Annotated in this window: 17 protein-coding genes and 1 pseudogene; 7 read left to right on the forward strand and 11 right to left on the reverse strand. The window is 59.6% G+C overall.

Annotated elements, in window-relative coordinates:
- A partial coding sequence (gene rlmF / locus KGB27_RS27305; RefSeq protein WP_223557046.1) for a 23S rRNA (adenine(1618)-N(6))-methyltransferase RlmF occupies positions 1-964 on the forward strand: 964 nt, incomplete at its 5' end.
- Between the two features lie 208 nt (positions 965-1,172).
- Here the strand turns inward: rlmF and KGB27_RS27310 are convergent.
- Positions 1,173-1,454: an HU family DNA-binding protein gene (locus tag KGB27_RS27310; RefSeq protein ID WP_007905514.1), complete on the reverse strand. Its 282-nt coding sequence runs from the start codon at positions 1,452-1,454 to the stop codon at positions 1,173-1,175.
- A gap of 406 nt (positions 1,455-1,860) precedes the next feature.
- Here KGB27_RS27310 and yejK point away from each other — a divergent pair, with 406 nt between their 5' ends.
- Positions 1,861-2,865 carry a nucleoid-associated protein YejK gene (gene yejK / locus KGB27_RS27315; RefSeq protein WP_008026670.1) on the forward strand — a complete coding sequence of 335 codons (1,005 nt, stop codon included), beginning with the start codon at positions 1,861-1,863 and terminating at the stop codon, positions 2,863-2,865.
- A complete protein-coding gene (locus KGB27_RS27320; RefSeq protein ID WP_223557048.1) occupies positions 2,865-3,215 on the forward strand; it encodes a glutaredoxin family protein in 351 nt (116 codons plus the stop codon). Before yejK ends, KGB27_RS27320 begins: the two co-directional genes overlap by 1 nt.
- Before the next feature lie 87 nt (positions 3,216-3,302).
- Here the strand turns inward: KGB27_RS27320 and KGB27_RS27325 are convergent, their stop codons facing one another.
- From KGB27_RS27325 to KGB27_RS27340, 4 genes and pseudogenes are all read right to left on the reverse strand, one after another.
- On the reverse strand, positions 3,303-4,238 hold the full coding sequence (locus KGB27_RS27325; protein ID WP_223557051.1) for a glutathione S-transferase family protein: 936 nt from the start codon (positions 4,236-4,238) through the stop codon (positions 3,303-3,305).
- 88 nt (positions 4,239-4,326) lie between these two features.
- The gene (locus tag KGB27_RS27330; protein ID WP_192228991.1) at positions 4,327-4,647 is read right to left on the reverse strand and encodes a GIY-YIG nuclease family protein; all 321 of its coding nucleotides are present in this window, start codon (positions 4,645-4,647) and stop codon (positions 4,327-4,329) included.
- Between the two features lie 40 nt (positions 4,648-4,687).
- Positions 4,688-5,158, reverse strand: coding sequence for a nuclear transport factor 2 family protein (locus KGB27_RS27335; RefSeq protein WP_008026662.1), 471 nt, complete (start codon positions 5,156-5,158; stop codon positions 4,688-4,690).
- A gap of 114 nt (positions 5,159-5,272) precedes the next feature.
- A pseudogene (locus KGB27_RS27340) lies at positions 5,273-5,461 on the reverse strand (LuxR C-terminal-related transcriptional regulator); the annotation flags it as partial.
- A 59-nt stretch (positions 5,462-5,520) separates the two neighbouring features.
- On the opposite strand from KGB27_RS27340, the gene KGB27_RS27345 reads away from it, so the two are divergent.
- Positions 5,521-6,171 (forward strand): DUF1120 domain-containing protein, encoded by a 651-nt coding sequence (locus KGB27_RS27345; RefSeq protein WP_223557053.1) that lies wholly within the window; start codon positions 5,521-5,523, stop codon positions 6,169-6,171.
- On the opposite strand, the gene KGB27_RS27350 is transcribed toward KGB27_RS27345, so the two are convergent.
- The 6 genes from KGB27_RS27350 to KGB27_RS27375 all read right to left on the reverse strand — a co-directional run bounded on the left by KGB27_RS27350 (position 6,172) and on the right by KGB27_RS27375 (position 13,195).
- Positions 6,172-7,479: a CynX/NimT family MFS transporter gene (locus KGB27_RS27350; protein ID WP_207286061.1), complete on the reverse strand. Its 1,308-nt coding sequence runs from the start codon at positions 7,477-7,479 to the stop codon at positions 6,172-6,174.
- On the reverse strand, positions 7,469-8,128 hold the full coding sequence (locus tag KGB27_RS27355; RefSeq protein ID WP_008026635.1) for a FadR/GntR family transcriptional regulator: 660 nt from the start codon (positions 8,126-8,128) through the stop codon (positions 7,469-7,471). Before KGB27_RS27355 ends, KGB27_RS27350 begins: the two co-directional genes overlap by 11 nt.
- Positions 8,129-9,030: 902 nt before the next feature.
- Positions 9,031-9,795 (reverse strand): amino acid ABC transporter ATP-binding protein, encoded by a 765-nt coding sequence (locus KGB27_RS27360; RefSeq protein WP_008026633.1) that lies wholly within the window; start codon positions 9,793-9,795, stop codon positions 9,031-9,033.
- 10 nt (positions 9,796-9,805) lie between these two features.
- Complete coding sequence (locus KGB27_RS27365) at positions 9,806-10,903, reverse strand: amino acid ABC transporter permease (protein WP_008037316.1); 1,098 nt, start codon at positions 10,901-10,903, stop codon at positions 9,806-9,808.
- Between the two features lie 10 nt (positions 10,904-10,913).
- Positions 10,914-12,095 carry an amino acid ABC transporter permease gene (locus KGB27_RS27370; RefSeq protein WP_008026631.1) on the reverse strand — a complete coding sequence of 394 codons (1,182 nt, stop codon included), beginning with the start codon at positions 12,093-12,095 and terminating at the stop codon, positions 10,914-10,916.
- Positions 12,096-12,160: 65 nt separating this feature from the next.
- Positions 12,161-13,195, reverse strand: a complete 1,035-nt coding sequence (locus tag KGB27_RS27375) for an amino acid ABC transporter substrate-binding protein (RefSeq protein WP_008026630.1) — start codon at positions 13,193-13,195, stop codon at positions 12,161-12,163.
- A 467-nt stretch (positions 13,196-13,662) separates the two neighbouring features.
- Between KGB27_RS27375 and KGB27_RS27380 the strand changes: the two genes are divergently transcribed.
- From KGB27_RS27380 to KGB27_RS27390, 3 genes are all read left to right on the forward strand, one after another.
- Positions 13,663-14,319: an alpha/beta hydrolase gene (locus tag KGB27_RS27380; protein WP_223437769.1), complete on the forward strand. Its 657-nt coding sequence runs from the start codon at positions 13,663-13,665 to the stop codon at positions 14,317-14,319.
- Between the two features lie 98 nt (positions 14,320-14,417).
- Positions 14,418-15,905: an ATP-dependent RNA helicase RhlB gene (rhlB, locus tag KGB27_RS27385; protein WP_008026628.1), complete on the forward strand. Its 1,488-nt coding sequence runs from the start codon at positions 14,418-14,420 to the stop codon at positions 15,903-15,905.
- A gap of 144 nt (positions 15,906-16,049) precedes the next feature.
- Positions 16,050-16,997: an ornithine cyclodeaminase family protein gene (locus KGB27_RS27390; protein ID WP_223557055.1), complete on the forward strand. Its 948-nt coding sequence runs from the start codon at positions 16,050-16,052 to the stop codon at positions 16,995-16,997.
- Positions 16,998-17,067 lie beyond the last annotated feature (70 nt).

A 17,067-nucleotide genomic window follows, 5' to 3' on the forward strand; every position in this document is an offset into this window, starting at 1 on the left:
AGCCGTGGAACCGCGTGAAAAGGCCAGCTTGCACCCGCGCAACCGCCATCAGGGTCGTTACGACTTCCCGGCGCTGATCAAAACCACGCCGGAACTGGCGAAGTTCGTGATCATCAACCCGTACGGCAAGGAAAGCATCGACTTCGCCAGCCCGGACGCGGTGCGGGTGTTCAACCGGGCGCTGCTGAAATCGTTCTATGGCATCGCCCATTGGGACATTCCGGCCGATTACCTCTGCCCGCCGGTGCCGGGCCGTGCTGACTACGTGCACTTCCTGGCCGACCTGCTGGCCAGCGTCAATGACGGCGAAATCCCGCGTGGCGCGCCGGTCAAGGTGCTCGACATCGGCATGGGCGCCAACTGCGTCTACCCGCTGATCGGCTACAGCGACTACCGCTGGCACTTCCTCGGTTCGGAAATCGACCCGACGGCCGTGGCCGCCGCCAAAGCCATCGTCCAGTCCAACGGCCTGAACAAGGCCATCCAGCTGCGCCAGCAGACCAATCCCAAGCACATTCTGCTGGGCTTGCTCGAACCCGGCGAACGCTTCGACCTGACCATGTGCAACCCGCCGTTCCACGCTTCGATGGACGAAGCGACCAAAGGCAGCGAGCGCAAATGGCGCGCCTTGGGCCGCGCCGACCCGAAACGCAAACTGCCGGTGCTGAACTTCGGCGGTCAGTCGGCCGAATTGTGGTGCGAAGGGGGCGAAGCCCGTTTTGTGACGCAGCTGATTGCCGAGAGCGCGCACTTTCAGCACAAAGTGCTGTGGTTCAGCACCCTGGTCTCGAAAGCCTCGAACCTGCCAGCGATTGAGACGGCGCTGAAAAAGGCCGGGGTTCTGGAAAGCCAGGTCGTGGAAATGTCCCAGGGCCAGAAGCAAAGCCGCTTCGTTGCGTGGACCTTCCAGACCAAATCCGAACAGCAGGTCTGGCGGCGCGAGCGTTGGGTTAAAAAAAGCTGAGTAACTGACCAACGGAGATCAACTGTAGGAGCGAGCCTGCTCGCGATGGCGATGTGTCAGTCGCCAATGAAGTCGACTGATACACCGCCATCGCGAGCAGGCTCGCTCCCACATTGGTTTTGTGTTGTCTGCGGGTCAATCGCCAAATCACAGGCACAAAAAAACCGTGCCCGGATCACTCCGGAGCACGGTTTTTTTTTACTGCGTCTTACTTGTTAACAGCGTCGGTCAGGCCTTTGGCCACAACCAGCTTGATAACTTTCTTGGCAGCGATTTCGATGGCAGCGCCAGTCGAAGGGTTACGGCCGGTACGGGCAGGACGCTCAGTCACTTTCAGCTTGCCGATACCTGGCAGAGTGATTTCGCCGCCGTTTTCCAGCTGATCGGCAACGATTTGGCCCAGTTGGTCCAGAGCGTTACGCGCGGTGGTTTTTGGCGCGTCGATAGCTTCAGCGATGTCGGCGATCAGTTGGTCTTTAGTAAGAGCCATGTAGTGTTCCTTCCCTATCAAATTCATATGGATTGCAGAGTGCAGTGTCAGCCATCGAGCCCGATCTTCTGGATCTGGCACCCTCGGCCAATAACCACGGGATCGGGGTTATAGATACCGAAATCAGGGTTTGGTTCGACCTGACAAATGCTGAATGCACGCTTAACGCAGTGACTTCGCGTAAGACCGGGCAAAACTAGCACAGAGACGGGGAAATATCCGCCTCTAGCTACCCATTTGGTCAGCTTTATTGCTCTAAAACAGGAAAAAACTGCATAAGGGCCGTCGGTCGGCTACGAATTGCCCTTCGCACCACGCCAAAACCAGCGGTTGCGGTACACTTGGCACTTTTTTGGGAGCCTGCCCTGCTCTCTCCAACCAGCCGTATCAAACAGCCGAGAAGCCCATGCCGATCCGTCATTGCATCGTCCACCTGATCGACAAAAAACCCGACGGCACGCCCGCAGTTCTCCACGCTCGCGACTCTGAACTGGCCGAGTCGAGCGCCATCGAGAACATGCTTGCCGACCTCAACGAGAGCTACAACGCCAAACAAGGCAAGGCCTGGGGTTTCTTCCATGCCGAATCCGGGGCGCACCCGTTCAGCGGCTGGCTGAAGGAATACCTCGACGGCGGCAAGGACTTCACAGCGTTCAGCCGCGTGGCGGTGGAACACCTGCAGAAGCTGATGGAAGAGTCGAACCTCTCGGTGGGCGGCCACGTGCTGTTTGCGCATTACCAGCAGGGCATGACCGATTACCTGGCGATCGCGCTGCTGCACCACAGTGAAGGTGTTGCCGTGACCGATCAGCTGGACGTGACCCCGTCCCGCCACCTCGATCTGGGCCAGTTGCACCTGGCGGCGCGAATCAACGTCTCCGAGTGGCAGAACAACAAACAGTCCAAGCAGTACATTTCGTTCATCAAAGGCAAGAACGGCAAAAAGGTTTCGGAGTATTTCCGCGACTTCATCGGCTGCCAGGAAGGCGTCGACGGCCCGGGTGAAACCCGCACGCTGCTCAAGGCGTTCAGCGACTTCGTGGAAAGCGAAGATTTGCCGGAAGAGTCCGCCCGCGAAAAAACCAAGACCCTGGTGGATTACGCCAGCAGCCAGGCAAAAATGGGCGAACCCATGGGCCTGGAAGAACTCTCGGAGCTGATTGACGAAGAGCGCCCAAAAGCCTTCTACGATCACATTCGCAACAAGGACTACGGGCTTTCGCCAGAGATCCCGGCGGACAAACGCACCCTGAACCAGTTCCGCCGCTTCACCGGTCGCGCCGAAGGTCTGTCGATCAGCTTCGAAGCGCACCTGCTGGGCTCGAAGATCGAGTACGACGAAGAAGCCGGCACGCTGATCATCAAAGGCCTGCCGACTCAGCTGACTGACCAGCTCAAGCGACGCAACTGATGCTTGGTAGCGTGCTGAAGAAATTCCTGCTGATCCTGCTGGTGGTCGTGGTTTATCAGAACTGGGGCAAGATCGAGCGGGTGTTCAACCCCTCGCAGGTGGTGTCGGAACAGACTCTGACCAAGGCTAACGTCGTGCTCTATGCGACTGAGTGGTGTGGTTACTGCAAACTGACCCGGCGCTTTCTTGATCAGAAAGGCATTCCGTACAAGGAATTCGACATCGAGAAAGACGCCGAGGCGCGCAAGGCTTATGAAGCGTTGGGTGGCGGCGGGATTCCGATCATCGATGTCAACGGAACGCTGATTCGCGGGTATGACCCGGATACCATCCTCGCGGCCTTGAAGTAACTCTCCGGCCCCACACCCCCTTGTAGGAGCCGGCTTGCCGGCTCCTACAGGGGATTGCGTAGTTGTCCGGAAACCAAGCAGGACCGGTCAGCGTTTTTCAATACGAAACCCGAACCGCGGAAAGTGCACATGCACCACCCCGCCACGCTCGTCTTCACGGCGCAGAATCAATTCCTCACGCCCGGCAAACAGCAACTCCCCGGCCACCGGATCAACACCGTAATCGGTCGCCGTGATAACCACCTGCTGACCCGCCTCAAACCCGTTCGGCTCTTCGAACTGCTCATCCGGCAAAGCGGCAGGCGTGGCATTACGCGCCACCGCCAGCGCCTCCTCGGATGTCATCTCGCTGAACGCACCATGCCCAAAGCCCAAGACCCGTGCATGCCACGCGGCAACCGCCGGGTACGCATCGACCAGCGGTGCAGTCACCGGTGTCGCTTTCAGGAACCACAGCGAATGAGCCAGGGCGAAGTCGGCAATCGACGGTTCACCAAACAGGAAGTCGCCCTGCTCGCGCTGCAGCTGTTGCTCCAGGCGTGTCATGATCGTCGGCCATTGATGCCGCGCCTGTTCGGCCGACAACTTTGTCGCACTGCCACCGCTGAAAAAACTGGCGCGATCGGCGAGGAACGCCTTGATTGCTTCCGGCGGCAAATGACCGAAACGCACCGCGACCGACGCAGGCTGAAACACCAGGCTCACGGCATGCTGGAACACCACCGAATCCGCCCACGCGGCGAAGCTCGCGGTGATCATTTCCTGACCTTCCGGGAAGAACGCCGGCAAGGCTTTTTCCTGCTCCAGTCGACGAGCGATCAGCGACGTGTCGCAATAAATATCCGCACCAATCTGCAACACCGGCGTCTTGCGATAGCCACCGGTCAAAGCCGTCAGATCGGGTTTTGGCATCACCGGCGAGATCTTCACCGAGCGCCAGGACAGGCCCTTGAAGCCCAGCAGCAGGCGGGCCTTTTCGGCGAAGGGGGACGTCGGGTAATGATGAAGAATCAACTCGGACATGCTCGGCTCCGCCGCACGAATCAGGAATCTGCAGCTTAGCGCGCAATCCGCGAGCAGCCTACAGATCTGCCTGATGGGAACTGATCAATCAGATTGATAAGTCCGCAGCAAAGGTCGCCACCAGACATTCCTTGGCGCTTTTCTTGAGTTTTTTGATCAGCCGTTCCTGGCGCAGCGCTTCGCTTTTGTCGCGGCAGACTTCGGTGTAGACCAAGGCCACCGCCGGGCTGGAAAGGAAGAACCGCGCGCCTTTGCCGCTCTGGTGAGTGGCGAAGCGGCGGACGGGATCGTCGCTGATCCCGCAGTAGAGCGAACCGTTGGCCGCGCGAACGAGGTAGACGAACCAGGGTTTGCTGACGGGCAGCGTCGGTTCGGCGGCAATGGCGGCGGGTTCGCTCGGCGTGTTCACGTGACGATCAGGGCTTGAAAGAAAACAAGCCGCGATCTTATCAGCGACTGGCCTGAAATGCCTTCAGCCCCTTCAAGGCCTGAGCGCGAACGGCGTTTCTCACCAGCGGCGTCCAGCCCAGCAGCAGGCCCTTGAACCCCAGCGCCTGACGCGACCAGGTCCACAGATCAAAACGGTCGTGATGCTCGCAGATCTTGCCGTCGCGAAACACAAAACGCGCCTGAATGTCGTTGACCACGGTATTGCCGGTCTGGCTGAACAGGTACGTCGCCACCCAATGCGCGCCGCCGCTGCGATCATCACTGCGCACGTTATCGAAAGTCAGGGAAAAATCCTTGGCCCGGGTGGTGAGCATGCGCCACATGTCGCCCGCATCGCGCCCGCGCAATTCGCCAAATGCCGGATCACTGAACACCACGTCGTCGGTGTAGCAGGCGCTCATGGCCTCGGCATCCAGGCGCTGGAAGGCCTCATAGAATCGGGTGATCAAGGCGTTGTGGGCATCACTCATGGGCAAGCTCCCTGGTTTGAAAATGGGTTTCGCAGAATTGCCTGCACGATAGTCAACTAATGTTCGAAACACTACCGGCATTCGTGGCGGGAATACCCCCAGGTGTGCCGAAGCCTAATGCACCATGCCACTCTCACGGGCATACGCAAACAGGTCCACATCCGTGGAAATGCCCAGTCGCTGCATGGCCATGTTTTTCTGTTTGCTGATGGTCGAAACGCTGCGTTTGAAGTAGCCGGCGATTTCACTGACGGTCATTCCGCTGGCGAGCATTCTCACCACCTCGTGCTCTTTTGCCGACAGTGCAGCTCCGCAGACTCCCGGCACAGGCAGAATAAAATCAATGAAAAGAACTTTCACAAATGAATCGTTACTTCGCTGTCCTTGCGACAACCTTGCTCATCAGCACCACCCAACACAGCTTCGCGGCGTCCACTGTTGACCTGACCGTCAAAGGCCTCATCACCCCACTCGCCTGCACACCGATGCTGTCCAACAACGGCCTCGTCGACTACGGAAAAATCTCCCGGCAGGACCTCAGCGTCGACAAACGCACGCGACTGCGCGACCAGACGCTCGACCTCACAATTCAGTGCAATGCGCCCGCGCGTTTTGCCTTGCTGATGCGCGACAACCGCGACGGCTCGGCGATCGTCAACAGTGAGATTTACTACGGCCTGAACCACGACCACAGCCAAAATAAAATCGGCTTGTATTCACTGAACTTCGATCCGGCCAGCACCGTGGTGGACGACCTGACGCAGGTCTATCGAACCGACTCCACCACGGGCGGCAAGGCCTGGAGTTCGTCGAACAGCCAGGCCATTCCGATTGGCACCCGAAGTTATCTCGGATTCACTGACATTGCCGGGAGCAGCGCCGGCCCGATTGCCATCCGCACGCTGACCAGCCGGGTGACGGTCGAAACGGTCATCGCGCCCACCTCCGAGCTGGATCTCAGCGCTGAGGTGCAACTCGACGGTTCGGCAACGCTGGACGTTGTTTACCTGTAGTCAGACCTTTTCGCTGACCACCTGCACGTACAGCGAACGCCCGGCACCGAGGCCGGCAAGGATGGCGCCGAGGCCGATCACAGCGAAGATCCAGCCCACGGCATTCCAGCCGCCGGTCCAGTCATGCACGATGCCGACCGCGAACGGCCCCATGGACGCCAGGGTGTAACCGAAGCCCTGGGCCATGCTCGACAGGTTGGCCGCCACGTGCGAATCCCGCGAGCGCAAGACGATCAGCGTCAACGCCAGGCTGAACGTTCCGCCCTGCCCCAGGCCGAGCAGGATCGCCCAGCCCCACAGGCCTTCGATGGGTGCATAAAGGCAACCGAACAGACCGCCGAGGGTCAGCGCCATGACGATGACGATCGCCAGGCGCTGATCCTTGCCGCGCGTCGCCAACCACGGTGCGGCCAGCGAACTGGCGAGTTGAACGATCACCGAACCCGACAGCACCAGGCCGGCCTGGGTTGGCGTCAGGCCGCGACCGATCAGGATCGATGGCAACCAGCCAAACACGATGTACGCCAACGAAGATTGCAGGCCCATGTACAAGGTCACTTGCCAGGCCAACGGGTCACGCAACAGACCGCGTACCCGGTAAGCCACGTTGTGCGCGCCGTGTTTCTGACCGACTTGCGGCAACCAGAACATCGCCGCCACCAGCGCAGGAATCACCCAGAAGCCAAGTCCCAACGCCCAGCTTTTGTCGAAGTGTTCGCTCAACGGCACGGTCGCGCCCGCCGCCATCGCCGCGCCCAAACACAGGGCCATGGTGTAGACGCCGGTCATGGTCCCGGCGTGTTTGGCGAAGTCGCGTTTGACGATGCCTGGCAGCAAAACGCCGATCACGCCGATGCTCGCGCCGGCCAGCACGCTGCCGCCAAACAGGCCGATTTCACCGAATGAACTGCGCAGAATGATCCCGCCAGCCAGAGTCAGAAGGATGCCCAACACCACGCGCTCAGCGCCGAAACGTCGCGCCAGAATCGGCGCCAACGGCGCAAAAAGGCCGAGGCACAGCACTGGCAACGTCGTCAGCAAACCGGCCTGCGCCGCCGACAGGCCCAAGCTTTTCGAGACCTCGCTGAGCATCGGCGCCATGCTCGACAGCGCCGGACGCAAGTTCAGCGCAACCAGAATCAGCCCCAGCAACAACAGCCACGGGCGACGCAGGATTGGCTGACTTTGCTGGACCTGTTCGTCATCGGCCTCGGCGTCGATCAGCAACTCTTCGAGCTCCGCCGTGCGTTTGGCTTCGGTGATCGTGCTGTGGCTGCTGGACATGGCGTTCTCGGTTTCAAGGTTCATTGATCAACTGCCTCGACAAGGCTTTCGCGCGTTCCGGGTCGCGTTGCTCGACGGCATCGAGCAATTCGATATGCAGGTCGAACACTTCCTGGCGGCGTGGCGTGATGCTCAAGGTCTGGCGCAGTTGTGCGCCGACGACGCTGGAGAAATAGCGATACAACTCGCTGAGGGTGGGGTTGTGCGCGGCGTCTACCAGACGACGGTGAAACACCAGGTCGCAGGCGATGTAGCTGTCGAGATCGCCGTGGTAGTGATCACCGCTGACGTTGAGCGCTTCACGCAAGGCCACGAGGTCTTCGTCGGTCCTGCGCAGCGCGGCAAGGCCGATGGCCTCGACTTCAAGGATGTGCCGGGTTTCCCTGGCCTGCTCAAGCGAGCAGCGCGACAACGCTTTCAGGGTGTCCAGCGGATCGATCACCGCCCGCAGATAGCTGCCATCGCCCTGACGGATTTCGATCAAACCGGAAAACGCCAACACGCGCATGGCTTCGCGGACAGTGTTGCGGCTGATGCCCAATTCGGCAGACAGCTCAGGCTCGGTGGGCAGGCGCTGACCGACAGACCAGACGCCTTCGGTGATACGCAGGCGCAACTGGTCCAGAGCCTGATCAACCAGGGAACGTTTAATGAGTGGAGACATGTCTGACATAAGATTCGCCCTTTCATCCAATCATAGGATGAATTTTCTGACATGTTAGTCAGCATCGCCCCACAGGGCAAACGGTTTACACAAACCCTGTAGGAGCCGGCTTGCTGGCGATTCGGTCTGGCATCCCACATGGATGTCGCCTGACCCACCGCTATCGCCAGCAAGCCGGCTCCTACAATTCCGCGTGCGGCTCACCATTTCGCACACAACACACCCCCTGTAGGAGCCGGCTTGCCGGCGATTCGGTCTGACATCCCACATGAATATCGCCTGCCCCTCCGCCATCGCCAGCAAGCCGGCTCCTACAATTCCGCGCCCGGCTCGCCATCTCGCACACGACACACCCCCTGTAGGAGCCGGCTTGCCGGCGATTCGGTCTGACATCCCACATGGATGTCACCTGACCCACCGCTATCGCCAGCAAGCCGGCTCCTACAATTCCGCGTTCGGCTCGCCACCTCGCACACGACACAACCCCTGTAGGAGCCGGCTTGCTGGCGATTCGGTCTGACATCCCACATGGATGTCACCTGACCCACCGCTATCGCCAGCAAGCCGGCTCCTACAATTCCGCGCCCGGCTCGTTATTTCGCACGCGACACAAACCCTGTAGGAGCCGGCTTGCTGGCGATTCGGTCTGGCATCCCACATGGATGTCGCCCGAACCACCGCTATCGCCAGCAAGCCGGCTCCTACAATTCCGCGTTCGGCTCGCCATCTCGTGCATTGCGCAAACCCTGTAGGAGCCGGCTTGCTGGCGATTCGGTCTGATATCCAACATGGACGTCGCCTGACCCTCCGCCATCGCCGGCAAGCCGGCTCCTACAGGGATCGTGGTGTGTTTTTTCGGGCAAAAAAAAACCCGGAACAGCGTCCGGGTTTTTTTCACTGCCTGGCTTCGATCAATGCAGGATCTGGCTCAGGAACAGTTTGGTGCGTTCGTTCTGCGGATTGTCGAAGAAGTCGTTCGGCGCGGCCTGTTCAACGATTTCGCCCTTGTCCATGAAGATCACGCGGTTGGCCACGGTGCGGGCGAAGCCCATTTCGTGGGTCACGCAGAGCATGGTCATGCCGTCTTCGGCCAGACCGATCATGGTGTCCAGCACCTCTTTCACCATTTCCGGGTCAAGGGCCGAGGTCGGTTCGTCGAACAGCATGATTTTCGGTTTCATGCACAAGGCACGGGCAATCGCCACACGTTGTTGCTGACCGCCGGACAGTTGCCCCGGGAATTTATGCGCCTGCTCCGGAATGCGTACGCGCTCCAGGTAATGCATGGCGATTTCTTCGGCCTGGCGCTTGGGCATCTTGCGCACCCACATCGGCGCCAGGGTGCAGTTCTGCAGGATGGTCAGGTGCGGGAACAGGTTGAAGTGCTGGAACACCATACCGACTTCACGGCGGACCGTTTCGATCTGCTTGAGGTCGTTGGTCAGCTCCACGCCATCGACCACGATGCGGCCCTGCTGGTGTTCTTCCAGACGGTTGAGGCAGCGAATGGTCGTCGACTTACCGGAACCCGACGGGCCGCACAGGACGATACGCTCGCCCTGTTTAACGTTCAGGTTGATGTCTTTCAATACGTGGAACTGGCCGTACCACTTGTTCACGCCCTGCATCTGAATAATGCCTTCAGGGCTCACAGGCTTTTTGATTGCTTCGCTCATTACAGAACTCCTAACGCTTGTGGCCAGTGTCGAGCTTGCGTTCCAGATGCATGGAATAGCGCGACATACCAAAACAGAAAATCCAGAACACCAGGGCCGCGAACACATAGCCTTCAGTGGCCATGCCCAACCATTTCGGGTCGGCGGCGGCTTGTTTGACGCTGTTGAGCAAGTCGAACAGGCCGATGATGATCACCAGGCTCGTGTCCTTGAACAGCGCAATGAAGGTGTTGACGATGCCAGGGATTACCAGCTTCAGGGCTTGCGGCAGAATCACCAGGCCCATGCTGCGCCAGTAACCGAGGCCCATCGCCGCAGCCGCTTCGTACTGACCTTTTGGAATCGCTTGCAGACCGCCGCGCACCACTTCAGCCACATAGGCCGACTGGAACAGGATCACGCCGATCAGCGCCCGCAGCAGTTTGTCGAAGTTCATGCCTTCAGGCAGGAACAACGGCAGCATCACCGAGGACATGAACAGCACCGTGATCAACGGCACGCCGCGCCAGAATTCGATGAAGGTCACGCAGACCACGCGAATCGCCGGCATGTTCGAACGACGGCCCAGCGCCAGCACAATGCCCAGCGGCAACGCACCGGCAATACCGACAGTGGCGATCACCAGGGTCAGCATTAGGCCGCCCCATTGGCTGGTCGCCACTTGGGTCAGACCGAAAACGCCGCCATGCAACAGGCACCAGGCAATGATCGGGTACAGCACCAGGAAGCTCAGGCCATACACGGCTTTACGGTGAAAGCGCGAGATGAACAATGGCGCCACGCCGATCACCGCCAGCCACACGGTCAGGTCCACGCGCCAGCGCAGGTCCATCGGGTAGTAGCCGTACATGAACTGGCCAAAACGCTGCTGAATGAACACCCAGCAGGCGCCTTCCTTGGTGCAGTCGGCGCGGGTGGTGCCGACCCAGTTGGCGTCGATGATTGCCCATTCCAGGATCGGCGGGACAATCAGGTAAATCAGATAGAACGCAAACAGGGTCAGCAGGGTGTTGAGCCAGCTGGAGAACATGTTTGCGCGCATCCATGCGACCACACCGATGCTGCTGCTCGGTGGAGGCATGTCAGGCTTGAAAGTATGAGTACTCATGCGCTTTTCCTTACCGCTCGATCAGCGCAATGCGCTTGTTGTACCAGTTCATCAGCAGGGAAATGCTGATACTGATCGCCAGGTACACGCTCATGGTGATGGCAATTACTTCGATCGCCTGCCCGGTCTGGTTCAGCACCGTACCGGCAAACAACGAAACCATCTCCGGATAGCCGATACCGGCCGCCAGCGAAGAGTTTTTCGCCAGGTTCAGGTATTGGCTGGTCAGCGGCGGAATGATCACGCGCAGTGCTTGCGGGATGATCACTTTGCGCAGGGTCGGACCGTTACGCAGACCCAGCGAGTGCGCCGCTTCGGTCTGGCCGTGGCTGACCGACTTGATGCCCGAACGCACGATCTCGGCGATGAACGCCGCGGTGTACACGGTCAGGGCCAGGGTCAGTGCCAGCAGTTCCGGGATCAGCACCCAGCCACCGACAAAGTTGAAGCCTTGCAGCTTGGGCATTTCCCAGTGCACGGGTGCACCGAAGATCAACGCGCACAGCGCCGGGATCGCAAAGAACAGCGCCAGGCCAACCCAGAACTTGTGGAACGGCACACCGGTCGCTTCGAAGCGTTTGGTGGCCCAGCGGCTCATCAGCACGATCGCGACAATGGCCACGACGATGCTGATCACAAACGGCCAGAAACCGTCCGCCATCAACGCGGCCGGCATGTTCAGGCCGCGGCTGCTGACGAAGAAGGTGTCGCCGAAGTTATGGCTGTTGCGTGGCCCCGGCATGGTCAGGAACACCGCGAAGTACCAGAACAGGATTTGCAGCAGCGGCGGAATGTTGCGGAAGACTTCCACATAAACAGTCGCCAGCTTGCTGATGATCCAGTTCTTCGACAGCCGTGACACGCCGACGATGAACCCGAGGATTGTCGCCAGGATCACGCCGATGAAGGTCACCAGCAGCGTGTTGAGCAGGCCGATGACAAACACCCGGGCATAACTGTCCGATTCGGTGTAGTCGATCAAGTGTTGAGCGATGCCGAAACCGGCACTGCGCTCCAGAAAGTCGAAACCGGAGGTAATGCCCCGGTGTTGAAGGTTGGTCTGCGTGTTGTCGAACAGGTACCAGCCCATCGAGACCACCGCCACAATGGTGATGATCTGAAATAGCCACGCACGCACTTTGGGATCGCTGAGGCTGAGCCTCTGCTTTGGTGCGCCGATTGAATTTTGCATGAAGTGCCCCGGATGTAATGGAACAGAACATCACCCGGTGGTTGGCCCACCGGGTGATAGAACCATCAGCGCACTGGTGGTGCGTATTGAATGCCGCCGTTGTTCCACAGAGCGTTCAGCCCGCGGTCGATGGCCAGCGGAGTGTCCTTGCCGAGGTTTTTCTCGAACACTTCACCGTAGTTACCGACTTGCTTGACGATCTGCACGACCCAGTCTTTCTTCACTTTCAGGTCTTTGCCGTATTCACCGTCGGTACCCAGCAGACGAGCGACGTCCGGGTTCTTGGTGCCTTTGGCTTCAGCTTCGACGTTTTTCGAAGTGATGCCGGCTTCTTCAGCGTTGAGCATGGCGTAGCCAGTCCAGCGCACGATGGCCAGCCACTCGTCGTCGCCATTACGTACGACCGGGCCCAGAGGCTCCTTGGAGATGGTTTCCGGCAGAACGGTGTAGTCGTTCGGGGTCGCCAGCTTGCTGCGTTGTGCGTAGAGCTGGGATTTGTCGGAGGTCAGCACGTCGCAACGACCGGATTCCAGCGACTTGGCGCTTTCATCGGAGGTGTCGAAAGTGATTGGGGTGTATTTCAGACCGTTGCCGCGGAAGTAGTCGGAAACGTTCAGCTCGGTGGTGGTACCGGCTTGAATGCAGATGGTGGCGCCGTCGAGCTCTTTGGCGCTTTTCACGCCCAGAGTCTTGCTGTTTACCAGGAAACCGATGCCGTCGTAGTAAGTGATGAAACCAGGGAATTTCAGACCCATGCCCGAATCACGGGAGCTGGTCATGGTGGTGTTGCGCGACAGGATGTCGATTTCGCCAGACTGCAGCGCGGTGAAGCGCTCTTTGGCGTTCAACTGACTGAACTTGACCTTGGTCGCGTCGCCGAAGACGGCAGCGGCCACAGCGCGGCAGTAGTCAGCATCGATACCGACGATCTTGCCATTGGCGTCCGGAACCGAGAAACCAGGCAGGCCATCGCTGACGCCGCACTGTACGAAACCTTTCTTCTGCACTGCATCCAGGGTTGCACCCGCCTGAGCGAACCCGCTGACACCGAGTACTGCGGCTGCAGACACGATAGCCAGGGTGGATTTCAACATCTTCATTCAAACCTCCAGTTTTGCTCTTGTTGTGTCGGAGCTTGAGTCCAGTCGCACCCTTATGAGGCGTAGTTGACCCGTGTTGGTTTTTTTTGGGGTCAACCGACGTAGGACCTGCGCTATGAGTCTAGTAGGAGAAAATCCAAATCATGGACCACTCACTTCTCACCAATCGGCCGAACGGGCTGTAGCCCTTTCACGTTCGCGAAGCCCGTAGCGGCCACTGGCGAACATCCATCACCGGATTTTTTGCTATCCCACCACGAACAATGGCCTGATAGTGTTACCGACAGGCGTGGGATTTTTCGTACAGGCTTCCTATAGCAAAGCCCGTACCAGACCGCTCGCCAAAGCGTTTAAGGGACAGGTCAATAGCAAAACTTGTAGCCTTGCGACATCTTCTTAACGGATCAACCAGACGCGCACTCATCTCTCGCACTCAATGAGAGCGCACGCACACAATTGGAGCAGCCATGACCGAGCCCTTGATTCTTGAACCCGTCAAGCCCGCAGACGCCTGCGTTATCTGGCTGCACGGGCTGGGCGCCGACCGTTACGACTTCCTGCCGGTGGCCGAAGCGTTACAGGAAACCCTGCTGAGCACTCGCTTCGTTCTCCCGCAAGCACCGACCCGCGCCGTCACCATCAACGGTGGCTACGAGATGCCGAGCTGGTACGACATATTGGCCATGAGCCCTGCACGCGCGATCAACCGCGAGCAGCTGGAAGCGTCGTCGGACCGGATCATTGAATTGATCGAAGTGCAGCGAGCCAGCGGAATAGACGCTTCGCGGATTTTCCTGGCAGGTTTTTCCCAGGGCGGCGCCGTGGTGTTCCACACCGCATTTCTGAAATGGCAGGGGCCGCTGGGTGGCGTACTTGCCCTCTCTACTTATGCACCGACCTTCAGCGAAGGACTGGAGCTTTCGGCCAGCCAACAGCGGATTCCGGTGTTGTCGTTGCACGGGCAGTACGATGACGTGGTGCAAAACTCGATGGGACGGACCGCCTACGAGTATTTAAAGCAGCATGGTGTCACCGTGACATGGCAGGAATACCCAATGGGTCACGAAGTGTTACCCGAGGAGATTCGCGACATCGGCACCTGGCTCGGCGAGCGCTTGCGTTAACGGCTCAGCTGAAAAACAGCCCATTGATCCATCCCCCTACGCCGCGCCCGATTCTTGCATTACACTGGCCGCCGTATATTCCTTAACCAATTGATGAGATGACCGTGCTCAAAGCACTCAAGAAAATGTTCGGTAAAAGCGAGACTGAGCAGCTCGCGCCAGTCTCCAGCGCTCCGTCTCACAGCCCCAGCCACCGCACCGACGGTAATCAGCCTGGCCGGACCGCCCCCGTAGCGGCACCGAAACAAGAGCCTGTGGCGACACCGGCCGTCCAGCCTGTTGAAGCGGCGGCTGCCGAGCAACCACGCAGCGAAGCGCCGAAGCCCGCCAAACCGCGTCGTGAACCCAAGCCAAAAGCGCCGGTCATCCCCTGGAAACTCGAAGACTTCGTCGTCGAACCCCAGGAAGGCAAAACCCGATTCCACGATTTCAAACTTGCCCCGGAACTGATGCACGCCATCCAGGACCTCGGCTTCCCGTATTGCACGCCGATCCAGGCTCAGGTGCTGGGCTTCACCCTCGCGGGCAAAGACGCCATCGGTCGCGCCCAGACCGGCACCGGCAAAACCGCGGCGTTCCTGATTTCGATCATCACCCAGTTGCTGCAAACCCCGCCGCCGAAAGAGCGCTACATGGGTGAGCCACGGGCGCTGATCATCGCGCCGACCCGAGAACTGGTGGTGCAGATCGCCAAGGACGCCGCTGACCTGACCAAGTACACCGGCCTCAACGTCATGACGTTTGTCGGCGGCATGGACTTCGACAAGCAGCTCAAGCACCTCGAAGCGCGTCATTGCGACATCCTCGTCGCCACCCCGGGCCGCCTGCTCGACTTCAACCAGCGCGGCGACGTGCATCTGGACATGGTCGAAGTGATGGTCCTGGACGAAGCCGACCGCATGCTCGACATGGGTTTCATTCCGCAAGTGCGTCAGATCATTCGCCAGACGCCGCCAAAGAACGAGCGCCAGACGTTGCTGTTCTCCGCGACCTTCACCGATGACGTGATGAACCTCGCCAAGCAATGGACCACCGACCCGTCGATCGTCGAGATCGAAGCGCAGAACGTGGCCAGCGAAAACGTCGAGCAGCACATCTACGCGGTGGCCGGTGCCGACAAATACAAACTGCTCTACAACCTGGTCAACGACAACGGCTGGGAGCGGGTGATGGTCTTCGCCAACCGCAAGGATGAAGTACGACGCATCGAAGAACGCCTGGTGCGTGACGGCGTCAACGCCGCGCAATTGTCTGGCGATGTGCCGCAGCACAAGCGCATCAAGACCCTGGAAGGTTTCCGCGAAGGCAAGATCCGCGTGTTGGTAGCCACCGACGTAGCCGGTCGCGGCATTCACATCGACGGCATCAGCCACGTGATCAACTTCACCCTGCCGGAAGTCCCGGACGACTACGTGCACCGTATCGGTCGTACCGGCCGTGCCGGCGCCGATGGCGTGTCCATCAGTTTTGCCGGTGAAGACGACTCCTACCAGCTACCGTCCATCGAGGCGCTGCTGGGTCGCAAAATCAGCTGCGAAACGCCACCGACGCATCTATTGCGGGCGGTTGAGCGCAAGCGCCCGTAACAACGGGTCGCAATAAAAGAAGCGCAGCCGGCAACGGACTGCGCTTTTTTTTCGTTCGTCGTTTTTTTTCAACAGGAGCTTGCCCAGCAGAACTAAAAGTCCATAATGGACAAACTAGTTTACTTGCCATTCCCGGAGCCGACCATGTCCAGCACGCCCTATGTGATCACCCAACCCCAGGCCCGCGAACTGCTGGCACAGGTCGACGTTCCGCAGATCCTGCGCAAGCTGTTCCGCGACCTGGCGGCCGGGCAAGCGGTGCAGCCGGCGCAACAACTGGTGGAGTTTCCCAAGGGCGCCGGCGATTTCATCAACTACCTGGGCGTGCTGGCCGAAGACGGGGTGTACGGGGTCAAGACCTCGCCTTACATCGTCCGCGAACAAGGCCCATTGGTGACCGCATGGACTTTGCTGATGTCGATGCAGACCGGCGAGCCGCTGCTGCTGTGCGACGCCGGCGAACTGACCACCGCGCGCACCGCCGCGACAACCGCCGTTGCTGTCGACGCCCTGGCTCCGTTGAATGCGCAACGCCTGGCGATCATCGGCAGTGGCAAGGTTGCGCTGGCGCATCTGCATTACGTCAAAGGCCTGCGCGACTGGCAGAGCATCAACCTCTACTCGCCGGGTTTGAGCGAACTGGGTGCTGAAGCGCTGGCGCAACTCAGAGCTCTCGACCCACGGCTGAACCTCGTCGATACACGCGAAGTCGCGGTTCAGGACGCCGACGTGATCATGCTGTGCACGTCGTCCGCCGGCCCGGTGATCGACCCTTCCAGCCTGACCAAACCGGCATTGATCACGTCCATCAGCACCAATGCCCCACGCGCCCATGAAGTGCCGCCGCAGAGCCTCAATGACATGCAGGTGTTCTGCGACTATCGTCTGACCACGCCGGGCTCGGCGGGTGAAATGCTGATTGCCGGCGAAAAGCACGGCTGGGACGCAAGCGCCATCGTCGGCGACCTGCCGGACTTGATCAGCGAAAAAGTCCAGCGCCCCGGTTATGACCGTCACGTGTTCTTCCGCTCGATCGGCCTGGGCCTGGAAGACATCGCACTGGCCAATGCCATCTACCGCCTGAAACCCTGACACCACCCCTGTAGGAGCGAGGCTTGCCCGCGAAGGCGGTGTGTCATTAAACATATATTGAGAATGACAC

It is taken from the genome of Pseudomonas sp. BF-R-01 (assembly GCF_019946615.1).
In the GTDB taxonomy this organism is placed as follows: Bacteria; Pseudomonadota; Gammaproteobacteria; order Pseudomonadales; family Pseudomonadaceae; genus Aquipseudomonas; species Aquipseudomonas migulae.